The sequence below is a fragment of the Rhodopseudomonas sp. G2_2311 genome (genome assembly GCF_047501505.1).
Lineage (GTDB): Bacteria > Pseudomonadota > Alphaproteobacteria > Rhizobiales > Xanthobacteraceae > Rhodopseudomonas > Rhodopseudomonas palustris_H.
On the sequence record NZ_JAZDRK010000003.1, the window covers coordinates 26,245 to 42,698 of the forward strand.

At 66.0% G+C, this 16,454-nt stretch carries 14 protein-coding genes; all 14 read left to right on the forward strand.

Going from position 1 to position 16,454, the window contains the following annotated elements; genetic code table 11:
• The first annotated feature begins 43 nt into the window (after positions 1–43).
• The 14 genes from VRZ08_RS05530 (at position 44) to VRZ08_RS05595 (ending at position 16,391) form a co-directional block, all read left to right on the forward strand.
• Entirely contained in the window at positions 44–388 is a 345-nt protein-coding gene (locus VRZ08_RS05530) for a hypothetical protein (protein WP_414531870.1), read from the forward strand.
• A gap of 2 nt (positions 389–390) precedes the next feature.
• Complete coding sequence (locus tag VRZ08_RS05535) at positions 391–2,016, forward strand: portal protein (protein ID WP_414531871.1); 1,626 nt, start codon at positions 391–393, stop codon at positions 2,014–2,016.
• The gene (locus VRZ08_RS05540) at positions 2,013–2,321 is read left to right on the forward strand and encodes a hypothetical protein (RefSeq protein WP_414531872.1); all 309 of its coding nucleotides are present in this window, start codon (positions 2,013–2,015) and stop codon (positions 2,319–2,321) included. Before VRZ08_RS05535 ends, VRZ08_RS05540 begins: the two co-directional genes overlap by 4 nt.
• A complete protein-coding gene (locus tag VRZ08_RS05545) occupies positions 2,318–3,280 on the forward strand; it encodes a hypothetical protein (RefSeq protein WP_414531873.1) in 963 nt (320 codons plus the stop codon). The genes VRZ08_RS05540 and VRZ08_RS05545 overlap by 4 nt, the downstream gene beginning before the upstream one ends.
• 30 nt (positions 3,281–3,310) lie before the next feature.
• Complete coding sequence (locus VRZ08_RS05550; RefSeq protein ID WP_414531874.1) at positions 3,311–3,754, forward strand: hypothetical protein; 444 nt, start codon at positions 3,311–3,313, stop codon at positions 3,752–3,754.
• A gap of 273 nt (positions 3,755–4,027) precedes the next feature.
• On the forward strand, positions 4,028–4,933 hold the full coding sequence (locus VRZ08_RS05555; RefSeq protein WP_414531875.1) for a phage capsid protein: 906 nt from the start codon (positions 4,028–4,030) through the stop codon (positions 4,931–4,933).
• Positions 4,934–4,997: 64 nt separating this feature from the next.
• A complete protein-coding gene (locus tag VRZ08_RS05560; RefSeq protein ID WP_230761667.1) occupies positions 4,998–5,498 on the forward strand; it encodes a hypothetical protein in 501 nt (166 codons plus the stop codon).
• A 62-nt stretch (positions 5,499–5,560) separates the two neighbouring features.
• Positions 5,561–6,196, forward strand: a complete 636-nt coding sequence (locus VRZ08_RS05565; protein WP_414531876.1) for a hypothetical protein — start codon at positions 5,561–5,563, stop codon at positions 6,194–6,196.
• A gap of 4 nt (positions 6,197–6,200) precedes the next feature.
• Positions 6,201–8,408, forward strand: coding sequence for a hypothetical protein (locus tag VRZ08_RS05570; RefSeq protein WP_414531877.1), 2,208 nt, complete (start codon positions 6,201–6,203; stop codon positions 8,406–8,408).
• A gap of 4 nt (positions 8,409–8,412) precedes the next feature.
• A complete protein-coding gene (locus tag VRZ08_RS05575; protein WP_414531878.1) occupies positions 8,413–9,042 on the forward strand; it encodes a hypothetical protein in 630 nt (209 codons plus the stop codon).
• 39 nt (positions 9,043–9,081) lie between these two features.
• Complete coding sequence (locus VRZ08_RS05580) at positions 9,082–11,814, forward strand: lytic transglycosylase domain-containing protein (RefSeq protein ID WP_414531879.1); 2,733 nt, start codon at positions 9,082–9,084, stop codon at positions 11,812–11,814.
• A complete protein-coding gene (locus VRZ08_RS05585) occupies positions 11,811–13,820 on the forward strand; it encodes a hypothetical protein (protein WP_414531880.1) in 2,010 nt (669 codons plus the stop codon). The genes VRZ08_RS05580 and VRZ08_RS05585 overlap by 4 nt, the downstream gene beginning before the upstream one ends.
• 4 nt (positions 13,821–13,824) lie before the next feature.
• Positions 13,825–13,965 carry a hypothetical protein gene (locus VRZ08_RS05590; RefSeq protein WP_414531881.1) on the forward strand — a complete coding sequence of 47 codons (141 nt, stop codon included), beginning with the start codon at positions 13,825–13,827 and terminating at the stop codon, positions 13,963–13,965.
• Positions 13,962–16,391, forward strand: a complete 2,430-nt coding sequence (locus tag VRZ08_RS05595) for a hypothetical protein (protein ID WP_414531882.1) — start codon at positions 13,962–13,964, stop codon at positions 16,389–16,391. The genes VRZ08_RS05590 and VRZ08_RS05595 overlap by 4 nt, the downstream gene beginning before the upstream one ends.
• The last annotated feature ends 63 nt before the right edge of the window (positions 16,392–16,454 follow it).

Here is a 16,454-nt window from a genome sequence, read left to right on the forward strand (position 1 = left end):
CTGGTGCCGTAGCTTCCCGCGGGTCAACCGCAGGGGCACCCCAATGAGCTGGCTATCGTCGCTGTTCCACAAGGCGGAGAGTTGGGTTTCCAACGTCTTCAACCCGAAGCCGCCCCAAGAGCTGATCGACGCCACCAATGCGCAGACCGAGGCGGTGAAGCAGCAGACAGCGCAGGCGAAGGCCGCGGCCGATGCGGCGCTCGCCGCGCAGCAGCAGGCGAACGATCTGGCGAAAGCTGCGGCCGTTCCAGCGCAGGACAGTGAGAGCGCGCGGGCCGCATCGATCGCCGAGCGGAAGAAGCGCATGGCGGGGTCGAGCTTCGGTATCGGTCTGCCGACGCAGCTCGGTGCGCCGCCGGTCGGGTATCGCCTGCTGTCAGGGCAATAGTCGTGGCTTGGGCCGACTACGAGAAGCGCCACGGCGAGCTGCAGAGCGCCCGCGCGATCGAGGAGCCGCGCTGGCGCGATATTTCGCGGCTGATGCAGGAGGACCAGAGTTTCAGCCAGGACGGGCGGGATAGCCGATCCGATGGTGATGATCCGTTCGACAGCACGCCGCTCTATGCGGCCGATGACTTCGTCAACGGCATCTTCACCAAGGCCGTGAACCCGGCGGAGCGCTGGTTCGAATGGTCGACGCCGAACGATCCTGATCTGCAGAAGTGGAAGCCGGCGCGCGATTACCTCTGGAAGTACACGAACCTGATCTATGCGTCGCTCGATCCGACCATCGACAAGTTCTATCTCAACGCGCCCGCGTGGTTCGCCGATCTAGCGATGTGGGGCTCCGGCTTCGAGTGGCAGGAAGAGATGGCCGGAGAGGGCCGGATCATCTCGCCGAACCTGCCGCTGTCTCAGTGCTACAAGGATGTCGACGCCAATGGCGACACCGACACCTTTCACCGGCGGATGCGCCTGACCGGGCGGCAGGCGCGCAGCAAGTGGCGTGACCATCCGGCGTTGGCGACCTGTCGCGAGGACGAGCAAATCACCTTCGTCCACGCGATCATGCCGAACCCGGACTATCGGCCGGGCAATCCGTTCAGCCGGTACATGCGCTACAAGTCGGTCTATGTGTCGCCGGACAAGCGAGATTTCATCGTCGAGGGCGGCTTTCACGAATTCCCGGTGCATGAGATCGAGTGGTCGCCCCGATCGGGGCGCACATGGGCGCGTGGCCCTGCGCGCAACGCGCTGCCGGACATGCGGACCAACGATGAGGTAGCCCGGTCGACGCTCGCCGGCATCCAGTTCGATGCCGAGCCGATGTGGTGGGCCGAAAATGAGGATGTGATGACGCTCGCTGACATCCAGCCGGGCAACGTCCTTTACGGGGAAGGTAGTTCGAACGGCAAGCCGCCGGCGCAGATCCTGGAGCGGGGAAAACAAATGTCCCTGCCGCTGCAGGTGCAGCAGGATCTGCGCAACCAGGTCCGCCGCGCCTTCCGCTTCAGCCTCAGCCAGGTGCTCGCGATGCGCCCGCAGATGACGGCCGAGGAGGTGCAGGCTTACACCAACGATGAGCTGAAATCGCTGGCGCCGAACCTTGTCCGCATCCATCGCGGGCTGGGATCGTACATCCGCCGCCGCGCTCAGATCCTCGACCGCATGGGCGTGGTCGTGCGTCAGATCGGTTTGCCGCCGCCGGAGCTGTTGCGCGCCAATGTCGCCGTCACCTTCGTGTCGCCGTTCGCGAAGGCGCAGAAAGCGGACATCGCCGCCGGCGCGACGTCGTGGGTCTCGACCAAGTTGCAGATGTTCGGGGCCACTCAGGACCCGCGCTGGATCGATGACATCGACATCGACGGTTACTCCGCACTGCTGCACGACGCGCGGTCCGGCGTGCCCTCGATCAAGCTCGATCCGAGGATCGTCGAGCAGAACCGGCAGGCGCGGGCGCAAGCCCAGGCGCAGCAGGCGCAGCTCGTGCAGGCCGAGCAGGCCGCCTCCGTTTACGCCGACGTTTCGCACGCCGATCAGGCGCAGACGCTGGCGAAGGGGAGGGCGCAGCGGTGAACAAGGTCGTGATCAAGTTTGAAAACTGGCCCCGCTGGTTCGCCTCGATCTGGCCGACCGCGAACCGCCGCTGGTTGGTGCTGCAAGGGTATCGGGCGCTTGGAACCACCTTCAAGGACACGCTGGCCGACATCGCGCTGCGCAACAACGTGTTCGCCTCCAACAACGCGCCGAGCGACCGTGACGGGTGGATCGCCGAGGGGCGCCGGCAATGCGCGTTGGAGATCTTCAAGCTCGCGCAGATCGACCATGCCACCCTGTTCGAACGAACCAAAGTTGACCGCACAACTGGAGAGAACCGATGATTTTCGACAAGTATCTGCGCGGCTTCATCCGTGAGGCCGAAGGTGCCGGCGGCGGTGCCGCTGGTGGTGCTGCTGGCGGCGCCGCTGGTGGTGGGCAGCAAGGTGCGCCGGCCGGCGGTGCAGCAGCGGCCGGCGGCGGTGCATCTCCGCAAGGCGGTGCCTCCGTTGCTGGCTCCGGCGGCGATCAAGGCTGGTGGCGCGGCGAGAGCTATTCCGGGCTCGATGCCGACACGACGAAGTTCCTCGACGGCAAGAACTATCCCGACATCAAGACAGCGCTTTCGTCGTTGCGCTCCGCCGACCAGATGGCGCGCGACCGCAACGTTATCAAGAAGCCGGACCCCGCGAATATGCAGCAGTGGGAAGGCTTCGCCGAACTCGGCTGGTCGCCTGACATTGGTAACTACAAACTGACGCCTCCGGCCGCAGGCGAAGGCGAAGTGCACGACGAAAAGGCGTGGGAAGCCTTCCTCCCGGCGGCGCACAAAGCGCGTCTGCTGCCGTGGCAGGCCGAGGCCGTCTATACGGCCATGCACAAGCACGACAACGCGATCATCAACGACTTCAAGGCTGCGGCGCAACAGGCGAACGCCGATCTCGATCGCGCGCTGCGATCCAAGTTCGGCAATCAGTATGACGCGAAAGTCGATCTCGCGAAGCGGGCATTCTCGGCCTTCGCGCCGAGCGAGGCGGTCGCCGGCGAGATGGACAAAGTGCTCGGCTCCGCCGGTATGGTCGATCTGTTCATCAAGATCGGCGAGGCGATGGGCGAAGATCGCCTTGTAACCGGCAAGGGCGGGGACAACGGCTCGCAGTCACCCGCCCAGGCGCGCGCGGAGCGGCTGCGGCTCGAAGGTGACCCCGAATTCATGAAGGTCTTCAAGGACCCCCGTAACCCCCGCCACAAGGAAGTTACGGACCGCCGCAATGCGCTGCTCGCGATCGAGGCAGGTAAGTAGTCGAGGTTGAACCGGACAGGGAGCTAGGACATGGATAACGATACGAACGCCGACGAAGCTGCGAACGTCGAAGCTGCGGCGAAGCAAAAGGCCGCTGATGAAGCGGCCAAGGACGAGGCCGCGGCGAAGCAGAAGGCGGCCGAAGAGGCTGCCAAGAAGCTCGTGGACGACGAAGCCGCGCAGGCCGCGAAGATTGCCGCGGAAGACAGTGGCCGTAGCGCCGTGGACCGCGTCATCCGGCGACTGAATTCAGACTTCTGCCGTGATCTTCCGGAAGGTGCGCGCTCCGGTGATTACGACGCCGATGCCGACCGGGATCAGCGGTTTTCGGAGCCATACGAGGTTCCCAACGGCCGCTACCGTGTCGCAGGGTCTGACTGGGTCTTCGAAATCAAATCGAAGAAGCTCGTCAGCGCCTTCCGGGCCACCGATGCCAATCGCTGGGGCGGCAAGGGTGTCGTCTCGGTCGGTTGACGCCAGGCCAAGGCGGATAGGTTCGCCGCTGAAAGTAGTTCTTGTGTTGTTTTCTCCCCAGACTGGTCGGCCCGGAAACGGGTCGGCTCCTGTCCGGACTGGCCGCACCCTTGGCTTCGCCCCTTCTGGCTCTGCCGAGGCCCGCCTGACCTGAGCGAAAGCCGCTCCGCCGATCGCGGGCGTTAAACGATAGGCAGGCCCGCCGGCCTCAACAGCCGGCCGCACCCTGACGAAGCAACCCCGACATCATCCATCGCTTCGCAGGAGGGTCCCGTGGGACCGATCACTGACGCACATAAATTGGCTTATACCGCGAACGTCCAGCTCGCGGTTCAGCAGAAGTCCTCGAAATTCGACATGGGCTTCACCTATCATCCGGACCTGTCGGGCCGCATCAGCTGTCTGCTCGAACTGATCGGTGAAACCACTGCTGTGGTGGATCTCGGCCGCAAGGCGGACACGCCGGATATCGATAACGGCATCGAGCCTGTCTGGATCACTCCGCGGCAGCTCGCCTGGGGTAAGCTGATCGAGAAGGAAGACGCCGTTAAGGCGTTGACTACCTACGAGAGCCAGTTCGTACAGGCCGGCGCCAAGGCGATGGTCCGCGGCAAGGATGTCATCCTGTCGCAGTCGCTATTCGCTCCGCGCAAGATCGGCCAGGACGGAACGAGTATGGCGGCGTGGAACGGCCGAACGGTCGTCGCCGGCGTCGGCTACTCGTCGACCGACGACACCACGGCCTGCGGGATGAATGTGAAGAAGATCCTGCGCGCTCGCCGGTATATGTGCGGGGATCAGGTCGACATCGGCGACGAGGAGCTGTTCCTGTCGCTGAACGCGCAGCAGATCGAAGAGTTGTTTCGCGATCTGACCTACATCTCCGCCGACTATCGCGATCGGAAGGTGCTCGATCAGCCGGAGCGTGTCGACATCCTCAACACCACCATCCTGCCGGCGAACGACGGCAAGGCGGCTCTCGCCGACTACGATGGCTCGACCTACACCGCTGCGATGTGGGTGAAGTCCGGCATGCACTGGGGTGACTTCGACCCGCTGACCGTCAACGTGCCGAACCGACCGGACAAGATGAACCGCCCCCATCCGCAAATGGAGCAGTGGGTCGGTGCGACGCGGTCGGAAGACGCCAAGGTGGTGAAGATCCTCACCAAGAAATAGCCGGCGTGGCGGCAGCGATGCCGCCGCGGCCCCTTGCAACTGATTTCTCGAACGGGAGGCCATCATGGCAGTCGTTACCAAATATGCGACGGGCGCGCGCGATCCGTCGTCGCTCAAGGCGGTCGACGGCATCTTTGCCGCCGCCGAAGTCCGCGCGATCAACTCCAAGGTGTCGATTGCGTCGGGCGACAGCGCGGCTTCGAAAGTCCTGCTCGGCGAACTGCCGGCGGACGCGATCCTTGATCCGTCGTCGACGATCTATTTCGGCGCGATCACTGGCGCGAGCGACAACGACATCGGCGTCGCCTACGGCAACGGCGGCGCGATGATCGTGGCCGACTGCATCGTCAACGGGCATACCTTCGCGAGCGCCGGTTCGACCACGCTTGCGGCGGCGACGGGCAGCGGTGTGGCGACGCCGGCCAACCAGGTCAAGCGCATCTGGGAGCTGGCCGGGCTTGCCTCCAATCCCGGCGGCAATCTCGCCCTGTGGCTGACGTTGAACGCTGCCGCCACGGCCGCAGCCGATATCAACGCCAACATCCGGTACTTCAAGGGCGCGTAGGCCCTCTCTCGAGCAACTGCGGATCGCGTTCGCGCGGTCCGCTCATTTTTCGGGAAGGTGCGATGACCGCAGCGGTCGGGACCGAGGAATATGCCGCCAATCTGGCGCTGGGACATCTCGGGCTTCCCGAGATCGCTGCCATGTCGGACACCACCACGCGCGCGCGCTGTATGCGGAAGTTCTTCGCTCTGGCGCGCGATGAGCTGCTGCGCGAGAAGCCGTGGAATTTCGCGACGGCGTGGGTGATGCCCGCACTCGACCCGGTGCCGGGCTCCGGCGATCTGAAGCTGCGCTATCCGCTCCCCGACGATTGCCTGCGTGTTCGCTATATCAAAGGCGACAATCGCCGGGAATGGGCGGTCGAAAGCGGACAGGCCAGCGTCGGCGGTGTCGCGGTCGAAGCGATGGTGCTGGTGACTAACATCGCCCAGCCGAGCGTGTGCTACACGCGGCGTGTCGTGGCCGTCCGGCTCTGGGACCCAATCTTTCTGTCTGGCTTCGGGCATCTGCTCGCATCTTACGGTGCCACCCAGCTCGGAAAATCGCAAAGCTGGTCCGATAGCCAGCGGGCGTTGGCGATGGAGCGGATCAGCACCAGCGCCTCGATCGACGCGAAGGAAAATCGATCGTCGCAGTGCAGCCGGCCGGAAACATCGTGGGTGACGGCGCGCCGCGGCGGCGGCCGGTCGTATCGGTGACGTGATGGGCTCAGCCGCGAAAATCGACCGCGTCAGCTTCGCCGGCGGCGAGCTCGGCCCGCAACTTGGGGCGCGCGCCGATCTGGCAAAGTACCAGATCGCCGTCGAGAAGCTGGAAAACTACGTGGTGATGAAGGGCGGCGGCGTCACTCGCGCACCCGGAACGCGCCTGGTGCTGGAGCTGAAGAATGAGGCGCAGCGCGGCGCACTTATCCCGTTCCGGAGATCGTCGACTGATTACTACGCGCTGGTGATCAATGGCGGCGTGTCGCGCTTCGTGAGGGATGGCGGCTTTCTGCAGAACCCGGACACCACTCCTTACGAGATGGTGGTTCCGTGGACCGAAGCCGAGCTGCCGAACCTCCGCGCGGCGCAAGCTGGCGACACGATTTTCGTTGCCAGCGGAACGAAGCAGCCGCAGCAGATCGTCAGGTCCGGTAATTTGAGCTGGTCGTGCTCGGCCTATGTGTCCGATAGCGGACCGGTCGACACCGAGAACTCGGATGCCGGCAAGACTATCCAAGCCAGCGCGGTGACCGGAGGCGGCATCGCGTTGTCCGGATCTGGCTCGCCGTTCTCCGCCGACATGGTCGGCGGCGTGATGCGGCTCGACGATCGCGACTTGTCGCTGACGCCAGGGTGGAGCGCGGCTGAGGACAGCGTTCCGGCTGGAGCGCAGCGGCGCTGGAACGGCAATGTCTATCAGGCGATGGTGACGGCGGCGGCTGGCGTGAACGCGCCCGTGCACACCGAGGGAGATGTGTCTGCTGGGGCTGGAAAGCAGACGTGGCGGTATCTGCATTCTGGCTACGGCATCGTGCGGATCAAGACATTCATCAACGCGAACTCAGTGACGGCCGATGTCGTCAAGCGGGTGCCGGACAGCGTCGTCAGCGGTGCGACGTCGCGCTGGTCCGCACCGGCCTGGACGTCCTCCAAGGGCTGGCCGGAGCTGGTGGCCTACAACTACCCGAGGCTCGGATGGTATCGCCAAAACATCTTCTGGCTGACAGCCGACGACGACGCGCGCAATTTCGATCTTGGTGCTGCCGACGATACGGATGCGATCGCCGGCCGCGTCATCGCCCCCGACGGATCTCTGGTCGAGATCAAGTGGGCGCTGCCTTCAGGGCCGCTGCTGCTCGGAACCTCCGATATCGAGTGGGTGCTGCGCGGTCCAAGCGTGTTCGACGCGCTGACGCCGAAGACGATGAAGCCGTATCCGATCGGCTCGGATGGTTCGGCGCCGCAGGTGGCGGTTGCGGTCGACGGCGGTGTGATGTTCGTCGGCCGGACCCGGAAGCGGCTTCACTACACCAAATTCGACGCCCAGCAGCAGCAGCTCAATTCGAACGAGATCAGTGTCTCGGCGGAGCACATTTTCGCGAAAGGACTGGTCGGGACGTGTTGGCAGCGGGACCCGTTCCGGGTGCTGTGGATGTGGTTCGATGACGGCTCGATCGCGTCGCTGACGTGGATGCCTGAGCAACAGATGTCGGCATTCTGCCGTCATCCCCGCGTCAACATGTTCGTCGAGCACATGTGCTGCGTGCCGTCCGTGTCGTCCGGATCGGATCAGGTCTATTTGATCGTCCGCCGTACCATCAACGGGCAAACGCGCCGGTTCGTCGAGCAGTTCGCCGATTATTTCGCGCCGGTCGACCCGACGCTGCCGACCGCTGCCGGCGCGTGGTTCGTTGACTGCGGCCTGCGGATCACCGGCTCGAAGCTGACGCAAATCACTCAGCTCGGTCACCTCGAAGGCGAGACGGTCGCGGTGCTGGCCGATGGCGCAATGCAGACGCGCAAGGTGGTGACGAACGGCACCATTGTGCTCGATCGGCCGTCTGATGACGTCATCGTCGGACTGCCGATCCGGGGGTACATCCGCGACCTGCCGCGCAATTTCAACACGCAGGCCGGCGGTACGACGGATCTGCAGAAGACGATCCACGAGGCCGCGGTGCAGGTGATGCACACCGGCGGCGGTCGTGTGCGCGTTTACAACTCCGAAGAGGACAACCCCGAGCTGTGGGAGCCGTTGATCGAGACGGGCACGAGCTGGGGCGCCTGGCCCGACTTGTTCAGCGGCAAGAAGCGGCTGACGGTCGAGGGCGATCTGCTGCCGGAGGCGCAACTTGAATTCGAATGCGACGATGCGCTGCCGTCGACGGTGCTTGCGCTATCGCCGATCGTCGACGTGATGGAGTGAGGCCATGTGGTTGGAAGCGCTCGCGGCCGGATCCGGCATTATCGGCAGCCTACTCTCTGGATCGTCCAAAAAGGCTGCATCGGACTTGCAGTCGGCGTCTTACGGCGCGCAGGCTGATCTGGCCCTGGCGAACACCGACATTCTGAACACCCAAGCCGATACGGCGGAGCTTGGCGTCGATTTCGCGGCCAGCCGGCAGCGGCTACAGCTCGGCCAGATCATGGAGCAGGGGCGGCAGACGCTTGCGGCCCAGCGCAGCTATTTCGCCGGCAACCATCTCGACCCGTCGTTCGGGTCGCCGCTGGTGACGCAGGCGGTGACCGCAAGCCGAATTCAGTCGGACGTCGATATGACCGGCGTCAACTTCGAGGTCGAGCGCGCCAACGTCAAATCCAACGTCGCGACGTTGCGCGGGCAGGCTGCCGGCTCGGCCGGGCAGGCGCTGGCCGCCTTGTACGGCAAGGCGGCGGCAGAGGTGGGTGGGAGCTCCGCCGAAACGGCCGGATGGCTCGGCGCCGGAACTGCCCTGCTGAAAGGGTTCTCCGGCATGTCCGGCCTAAGCCTCGGCGGCGGCGACGGCGGCGTGGCGTCCACCATTCAGGTCGGAAGCCAGAGCTTCCCGGCTTACCGCTGACACGGTTGACCACGCGGCGGGCAGTTTAGCTTCGCCGTTATGGCACCTCTTCCGGACTATCAGCAGCGCGTCGAGCTTGGCGGCGGTCCTCGACCGTCAGTCGGAGCCATTCCCCTGCCGGGCATCGCGCCGGCGCCGGACACGTCCGATATCGGGAAGGCCGTGCAGGGCTTCGGCGCCGAACTGCAGGCCGTCGCCGCCAAGGTGCGCGAAGGCGAGCAGCACACCGCCACATCGCAGGCGATGGAAGGCTATCTGACCGGCCTTGCGTCGCTGCAGCAGAAGTACACCGACGATCAGGACTACGCCACGGCCGAAGGGCGGTTCAAGGACGAGCTCGCCGCGCTGCAGCGCGACCAGCTCGGCGGGATTGCCGATCCGAACCTGCGGGCGCGCACCTCGCTGGAAATGACGCGGGCCGGCATCTCGGCCGGCGCCAAGGTGCACGGCGCCCAAGTCGCGCGGCAGGCCGATATCAATCTGGCGGCCGATGACACCCTGTCCGCCACGTCGCTGACCGAGGCGACCACGGCGGCGTCGCCGGTCGAGCGGCAGGCCGCGATCGACCGGCGGCTGGCGAACCTCGAACGGCTGCACGCGGCCGGCTGGATCGACGCGCAAACCGCGGTGAAGCGCACCGAGGCGTTCCGCGGCCAGCTCGACCAGGCCGACGCGATGGCGCTGGTGCAAAACAACCCGGCCGCCGCCAAAGCGGCGCTGGCCGATCCTCAGATGTTTGCCTCGCTCGATCCGGTGCGGCGGACCAGCCTGACGATCGCGGCCGAAGGCCGGATGGATGCGAACACGCAAGCCGCGATCACCAACGCCGCGGCGTTCCATCCGGAAGCGGCGACGCTGTCGGTCGGCCGGGTGATCGCGCCGGACCATGCGTCGCGGATCTTCGACAACGGCATCGTGCCAATCGAGAGCGCGGGCGACGCCAAAGCGGTGTCCGACAAGGGCGCGCTCGGACTGGCGCAGATCATGCCGGCGACGGCGCGCGAGGTTGCCAAGGGCCTCGGGCTGAATGACGTCGCGGCGCTGCCAGATGCCGAGCTGAAAGACCGGCTGCTGACAGATCAGGCGCTCAACCTTCGGCTCGGCCGCACCTACTGGCAGCAGATGGTGACGCGCTATGACGGCAATGTGGCGCTCGCGGCCGTTGCCTACAACGCCGGCCCGGGCCGGGCCGACGCATGGAAGGCGAAGGCGGAAGCGCAGTTCGGCGCCGGCTTCTCGCCGGCGCAGCTCGCATCGGTCGTCGACATCAAGGAAAGCCGGGACTACCTCGGCAAGCTGTACGGCAAATTCGGTGCGCCGATGGATACCGCGTTCTCGTCGCCGGCGGCGGCGCAGCACGCCGCGTCGGCGGTCGGCGCCGTGCTGCAGCAGCAGCAGGCGCGCGAGGCGCATCTCCTCAAGACCCAGGCCAGCGCGGTTGCGACGTCCGATCCGATCGTCGACATCGTCCGCCAAGGCTTCGACGTGGATCCGATGCGGGTCGCGACGTTCCGGTCGGCGCAGTCCGCGGCGGCGGCATCGGGTGACGCGGCGGCGGCCGCGCGGCTGCGCGATCTCGATTTCGCCGAGAAGATGCAGCCGATCATTCGTGACGCCTGGCAGAAGCCGCCGGCGCAGCTCGACGCCGCGATCACGACGCTCGAAGCGCAGATGGCGGCGCCGGGCGGCAACCCGACGCAGCAGGGGCTCGACGCGCTCGGGGCGCTTAAGTCCGTCCGCGACGAACAGATCAAGCGGCGCGACAGCGAGCCGGTCGTGCTCGGCGGCGAAGGCGGCGGGCGATACTACGCGCTGCGGCCGATCCTGCCAGATCGTGCGATCGACGATCAGATGATCGCCGATCTTCGGGCGCGTGACGCCCAGGCGCAGACGGCGCACCGGATCTACGGCGGCAGCGGATCGCCGTTCACGGCCCAGGAGGCCGAGAGCTGGCACCAGAAGTATCTGGAGGCCACGCCGGCCGATCGCGCGGCGATCCTCGGCGGCTTTGCCAAGGGGCTTGCGCCGCAGACCTTCGCGGCGGCGCTGCCGCAGATCGTGGCGGGCACCAATGCAAAGGACGAGCGGCCGGCGCTGACGATCGCCGCGGGGCTGTTCTCGGCGGCGCCTGGCGTCGCGCCGTCGATCCTGCAAGGGATCGAGGCCCAGCGCGCGGACGCCCGCTATCTGCCGTCCAGCGGCGCCACCAAGGTCGCCTACCAGACGTCGAAGGATAGCTACCTGCCGCCGGCGATCTTCAGCGTCGCCGGCCGGGCCGATCCGAAGGGGCCTTATGCGGCGCTGTCGGATGCGATCGACGCCCGCTATGCGTTCCTCTCCGCGCAGGCCAAGGACGTCTCGGGCGCGCCAGACACCAGCCGGCTCAAGCAGGCGGTCGATGACGTCACCGGCGGCGTGCTGCGCCACAACGGCGCGCCGCTGATCGCTCCGAGCCGCGGCATGACGCAGGCTCAATTCGATGCGGTGTTGTGGGGCGTGTCGAACGACGACTTGAAGGACGCGCGGACCGCGTCCGGAAAGGCGATCGACACCGATTTCCTGCGCGGGCAGGCGAAGCTGTCGGCGCGCGCCGATGGTCAATACTATCTGCAGCTCAATCGCGATGATGAACGCCCGCAATATGCGGTGACCGCCAGCGGCGCGCCCTTCGTGCTCGATCTGCGCGGGCGCAAGCCGGCTGTTGAGCCGACGACGTCGGCGCAGCGCTGGTCGGATGCGTTCAGCTCGTCCTGGCCGCGGGTGACGCCGTGAGCCTTGATCTGTTCCCGCAGACGGTTGCGGCGTCGGATCAGTACGTCGCGGCCAACGCTGCGCCGGATGTGCCCGCCGGTTTTTCGGAAGCGCTCGACGTGTCGTGGCGGTCGATGACCGAATGGCAGTCGTCGACCGCCTATGAAAACGCGCGCGATCTAGCGCTCGCCAACTATTACGACGACGTGAAGCGGCGCACCGGCGAGCAGTTGCCGCTGTACGGCATGGGCGGGAACGTCTCGCTCGACGATCTCAACGCCGGCATTGCGAAGCTGCGGGAGCAGCGGCCCGATGACGGGTTCATGCCGCTGACCGAGGCCGACATCGACACCATGGCGCGGCGCCGGATGGCCGCGGCGCACGATGCCGCCGCAAGGTTCGCGGCGCGCGAAACGACTTGGGGCGGCACCGCCGGCACGGTGCTGGGCACGCTGGCGGGTGGTCTGACCGATCCGGTGACGCTTGCCACGCTGCCGCTCGGCGGCGCCGGCACCGCCGGCATTGCGCTGCGCGGGCTCGAATTTGCCGCCATCGCGGGCGGAACGCAGGCGGCCACGTCGGCGCTGAATGCCTCGGCGAAGGAAGCCGCAGTGCCCGGATCGTGGCGCGACATCCCCGGCGAGATCGCGACCGCATCGCTGGTCGGCGGCGTGTTCGGCCTCGGCTTCGGCGCGCTGCAGAAGCTCGTCGGGCTCGGCGCCAAGCCGCTGCCGACATCTGCCCGCGAAGAGATCAACGCGGCGGCGTCGGAAGCGCAGATCGCGGCCGTCAATCCGTTCCCGACTGCCGCCGGCGAGGCTGCTCATCGCGACGGGGTCAGCTCCGCTCTGCAGGCGATTTTGCGTGGTGACCCCGTCGCGGTAGCTCCTTCGTTTCCTTATCGGTTGCCGTCGACGGTCGAGCGTCTGTCTGAGGTGCAGATCGGTGAGATCGCGGCGACCGTCCCAGAGATCGAGGCGCGCGCCAGCCGGGCCATGGCGGCGCTAGAACGGCGCGACACCAAGACAGTCGCGAAAGAGCTGGCGAATGTCGACCGTGCCAGTCTGCTCGACGGTCTGCGCAGCGGAATTGAGGAGATCAAGGCGGAGCGCCAGGCGCTTCAGCAGAGGATTGATGTTGCATCGGACACCGCGGCCAGCGACCGGCTCGCGGCGATTGAGCAAGATCTGCAGGCGCCAGCCTTGACGTCGAAGCGCGCGGCCGAACTTCGGCAAGAGCGCGCGACGATCGAGGAAACGTTGGCGGCGACATCGGAGCAGGACAGGCGCGCACTCGCGTCGCTGCAGCAGGAAGCGAAAGGGCTCGACGTGCTGCTTGCTCGCCGAACCAAGGAAGCTGACAGCCTGCAGAGAATACATGATCGCGCTCAAGCTGCGACTGGAGCCGAACGCAAAGCGATCGAGGCGGATCGGGAGACTGTCACGGCGACCTTGGCGTCACAGACTGAAGTTGTCACCAATGAGCTGCGGAGATCAATTGCGCGGCTGGCGGCGGATGGCTACGGCGTGCGAATTGATCGTGAAGAAGCGCAGCGACTTGCCGAACAAGTCATTGCAAATAAGGCTGATCAAAAAAGCCTGTCGAGCATCACTGAAGCGCTTCTGCAAAAGGCCAACACGGCGTCTGACGAGGCCGCGGCGTTGTCCGGAGAACGTCATTTGAGGCCGCTGACGTTTGAGGAGAGGCCGGTATTCGAGCGCTTCTTTGATATGCCACGCGCCGACGATGCAGGTAGTTCGGTCGCTGCAGCCACGCGAGACCTGGCCCCCGAAGAAGTCGCGAAGCTTGCGGCAGACCCGAAGACGGCCGACGCCGTGCAGCGGAACCTTGACCGCATTCGCGTCGAGCGGCCCGATGCGGAGTACACCACCCAGATCAAGCAGCCGGACGGCAGCTATCAGCTCGTAAGCCGGAAGCTCGAAGACGTGCTTGACGAGATCGATGCCGAGGAAGCGTTAGGCCAAGAGCTGATGGCCTGCGCAACCGGCATGATGGCGGCGGAGTAGTGCGATGAATAAACTCGATCAAATAGCGCTCGATGCTGCGAAGAACATTGAAGCTCTGCGCGACATCGCCAACCCCGTGATGCGAACTGCGCGAATTCAACTAATTGTTCTAGAGGCGATTAAAAAGGCGCGCGGAAGATCATGAGCGTTAAATCATGCCTCGACAAGATGGTAACGCAGAAGCGGATCACGCGCGCGCAGGCGGACGCGGCCGATGCATTGTGGCGCCGATATCAGAACAAGTTCTCGCTCGATATGCCGGCGGCGCAGGCCGATGCCGCGGCGGCGCTGGAGACGGCGCGGACCATGCAGGCGGCGTCGCGCCAGAAAAAGCACCAGGTCGCCATGCAGGTGCAGCGGCAGACCGCGGCCGAGCAGGAGGCGCAGGCGCATCCGTTCGGTCCCGCCGCCGGCGGGATGGCGGTGCTGACGCGGGACATCTACCGGCAAGGCGGAATGAACGTCGACACCCGCGCGCAATGGGCGCGCGAGGTGCTGTTCTCGAAGTTCAATGCGGGGATCGAGGCTTATAAGTCGCAGTTCGCCGGGCTGAAGCAGAACACCGCCGGCGTCCGCAACATGGTGGCCGAGCTGTTCGGCGTCGACAGTGGAGACGTCATCGCCAAGGCGGCTGCGGAGGGATGGCGCAACGCGACCGAGTGGGGCGCCAAGACCGTGCAGGCGGCCGGGAAGATCTTCGAGGAGAACGAGAACTGGCGGCTGCCGCAATTCTGGTCGGCCGATCGTGTCCGGCGCTTCGGCATGGGCGAAGAATTCCAGCGCGATATCCTCAACGCCGTCGACAGCGGCGGCCTGCAGGTGTTCGACAAAGAACGGATGGTTTTTGCCAGCGCGCCGGACCGCATCCGCGCGCTGGTGGACAAGGCGTCGCGCGACATCATCACCGAGGCCGGCGCCGCGCCGGCGTTCTCGAAGGAAACGCGCACCTTCCACTTTGCCGAAGGCCGCGCCGGATTCGACGCCTATATGGCGCTGCAGGAGAAATACGGCGCCGGCCGCGATCTGTTCGCGACGCTGACCGGGCATATCGGCGCGATGGCGCGCGAGATCGGCCTTGCAGACGTGCTCGGCCCGAACCATGCAGCCACGGCCGCGATGCTGGCCAAGAACGCGCGGCAATGGGAGGCGCTCGGCAAGCAAGGCCAAGGCAAGTTTCGCCCGGCCCGGATGCTGGGGCTCGAGAGTGCGGGCGCGATCGACCGCACCTATGCGGTGCTGAGCGGGCGCGCCAACGGCGTCGACAATGCGATGTGGGGCGGCATCCTCGGCTCGGCTCGCTCGCTGCTGGCTGCTTCCTCGCTCGGCTCCGCCGTGGTGCCGGCGACGATCGGCGACAGCGTCACGACGCTGCTCGCCGCGCGTTACAACGGCATGGATGGCGGTGCGGTGCTGGCGCGCGCGGTTCAGACCATCTTTGCGGAAAATGCAAAGATGCAGGAGGACGCGGCGCGGCTGCTGGTGACCGGCCACGCCGTCAGCGATCATGCGGTGTCGACGCTGCGCTACGCCGATCAGATGTTCACGCCGGAGCTGATCAAGAAGACGACGGATTTCGTGATCCGCTCGTCTGGCCTGCAAGCCTGGACCGAGGGCGTCAAAAAAGCCTTCACGATGGAAATGCTCGGCTATATCGCCCGCAACGCCGATCGGTCGATGGCGCAGCTCGACGATCCGCTGCGGGCGTTCCTCGATCGCTACCGGATTTCGACCGCCGAATGGGACAAACTGCGCGCGCTGCCGCCGACCGAGTTTCAGGGCGCCAAGTTCTTCGACAGTTCGCGCGCGGAGACGGACGAGACGGTGCGCAAGCTCTACGAGGGCGTGCTGCAGGAGCGGGCGCTTGCGGTGCTGGAGCCTGACGCGCGCGTGCGCAACATCACCACCATGGGCTCGCAGGGCGGAACCTTCCTCGGCGAAGTCGCCCGCACCGCGACGATGTTCCAGAGCTTCAGCATGACGATGATCGCGACGCATATGCACGCGCTGGCGATCCGCGACGGCGTCGCCGGCAATCGGGCGATGAACAACGCGCTGTTCTACCTGTCTCACATCCTCGCCGGCGCCGCGATCGTGCAGGCCCGGCAGGGGCTGCAGGGCAAGGACCCGATCGACATGAGCAATCCGAAGTTCTGGTGGCAGGCGGCCACGCAGGGCGGCGGTCTCGGCTACTATGGCGATCTGATCGGCGGCACGGTCGCGGCGGCCGACCGCAGCGTCATCGGCAAGTTTTCCGGGCCGGTCGGCGGCCTGGTCGACGACACCGCGAAATTCGCCTCGGCGGTCGCTCAGGGCAAGCCGGGCGCGATCGGCAAGGGTATCGAGCTGGTGAAGCACATCACGCCCGGTTCGAACCTGTGGTTTTCGCGGCTGGCGACCGATCGGCTGATCTTCGACCAGATCCATCGCGCGATTGACCCGACCTACGCCGAAGGCTTCGCCCGGCGTGAACAGCGGATGATCAAGGAATACGGCCAGCGCTATTGGTTCCGGCCGGGCGAGACCGCCCCGGACCGCGCTCCGAACCCGGCGGCCGTGCTCGGGCCGCAGTAGCTCTCCTCGACCTTCTGCCCTGTTCGCCCTTCGGGCCGGTTGACGCGGGCACCTGCGCCCTAT

Excerpts from the sequence above, each read along its gene's own strand:
- VRZ08_RS05530 (WP_414531870.1), top strand. The coding sequence starts at position 44 with ATGAGCTGGCTATCGTCGCTGTTCCACAAGGCGGAGAGTTGGGTTTCC.
- VRZ08_RS05545 (WP_414531873.1), top strand. The coding sequence starts at position 2,318 with ATGATTTTCGACAAGTATCTGCGCGGCTTCATCCGTGAGGCCGAAGGT.
- VRZ08_RS05550 (WP_414531874.1), top strand. The coding sequence starts at position 3,311 with ATGGATAACGATACGAACGCCGACGAAGCTGCGAACGTCGAAGCTGCG.
- VRZ08_RS05560 (WP_230761667.1), top strand. The coding sequence starts at position 4,998 with ATGGCAGTCGTTACCAAATATGCGACGGGCGCGCGCGATCCGTCGTCG.
- VRZ08_RS05565 (WP_414531876.1), top strand. The coding sequence starts at position 5,561 with ATGACCGCAGCGGTCGGGACCGAGGAATATGCCGCCAATCTGGCGCTG.
- VRZ08_RS05570 (WP_414531877.1), top strand. The coding sequence starts at position 6,201 with ATGGGCTCAGCCGCGAAAATCGACCGCGTCAGCTTCGCCGGCGGCGAG.
- VRZ08_RS05575 (WP_414531878.1), top strand. The coding sequence starts at position 8,413 with ATGTGGTTGGAAGCGCTCGCGGCCGGATCCGGCATTATCGGCAGCCTA.
- VRZ08_RS05580 (WP_414531879.1), top strand. The coding sequence starts at position 9,082 with ATGGCACCTCTTCCGGACTATCAGCAGCGCGTCGAGCTTGGCGGCGGT.
- VRZ08_RS05590 (WP_414531881.1), top strand. The coding sequence starts at position 13,825 with ATGAATAAACTCGATCAAATAGCGCTCGATGCTGCGAAGAACATTGAA.
- VRZ08_RS05595 (WP_414531882.1), top strand. The coding sequence starts at position 13,962 with ATGAGCGTTAAATCATGCCTCGACAAGATGGTAACGCAGAAGCGGATC.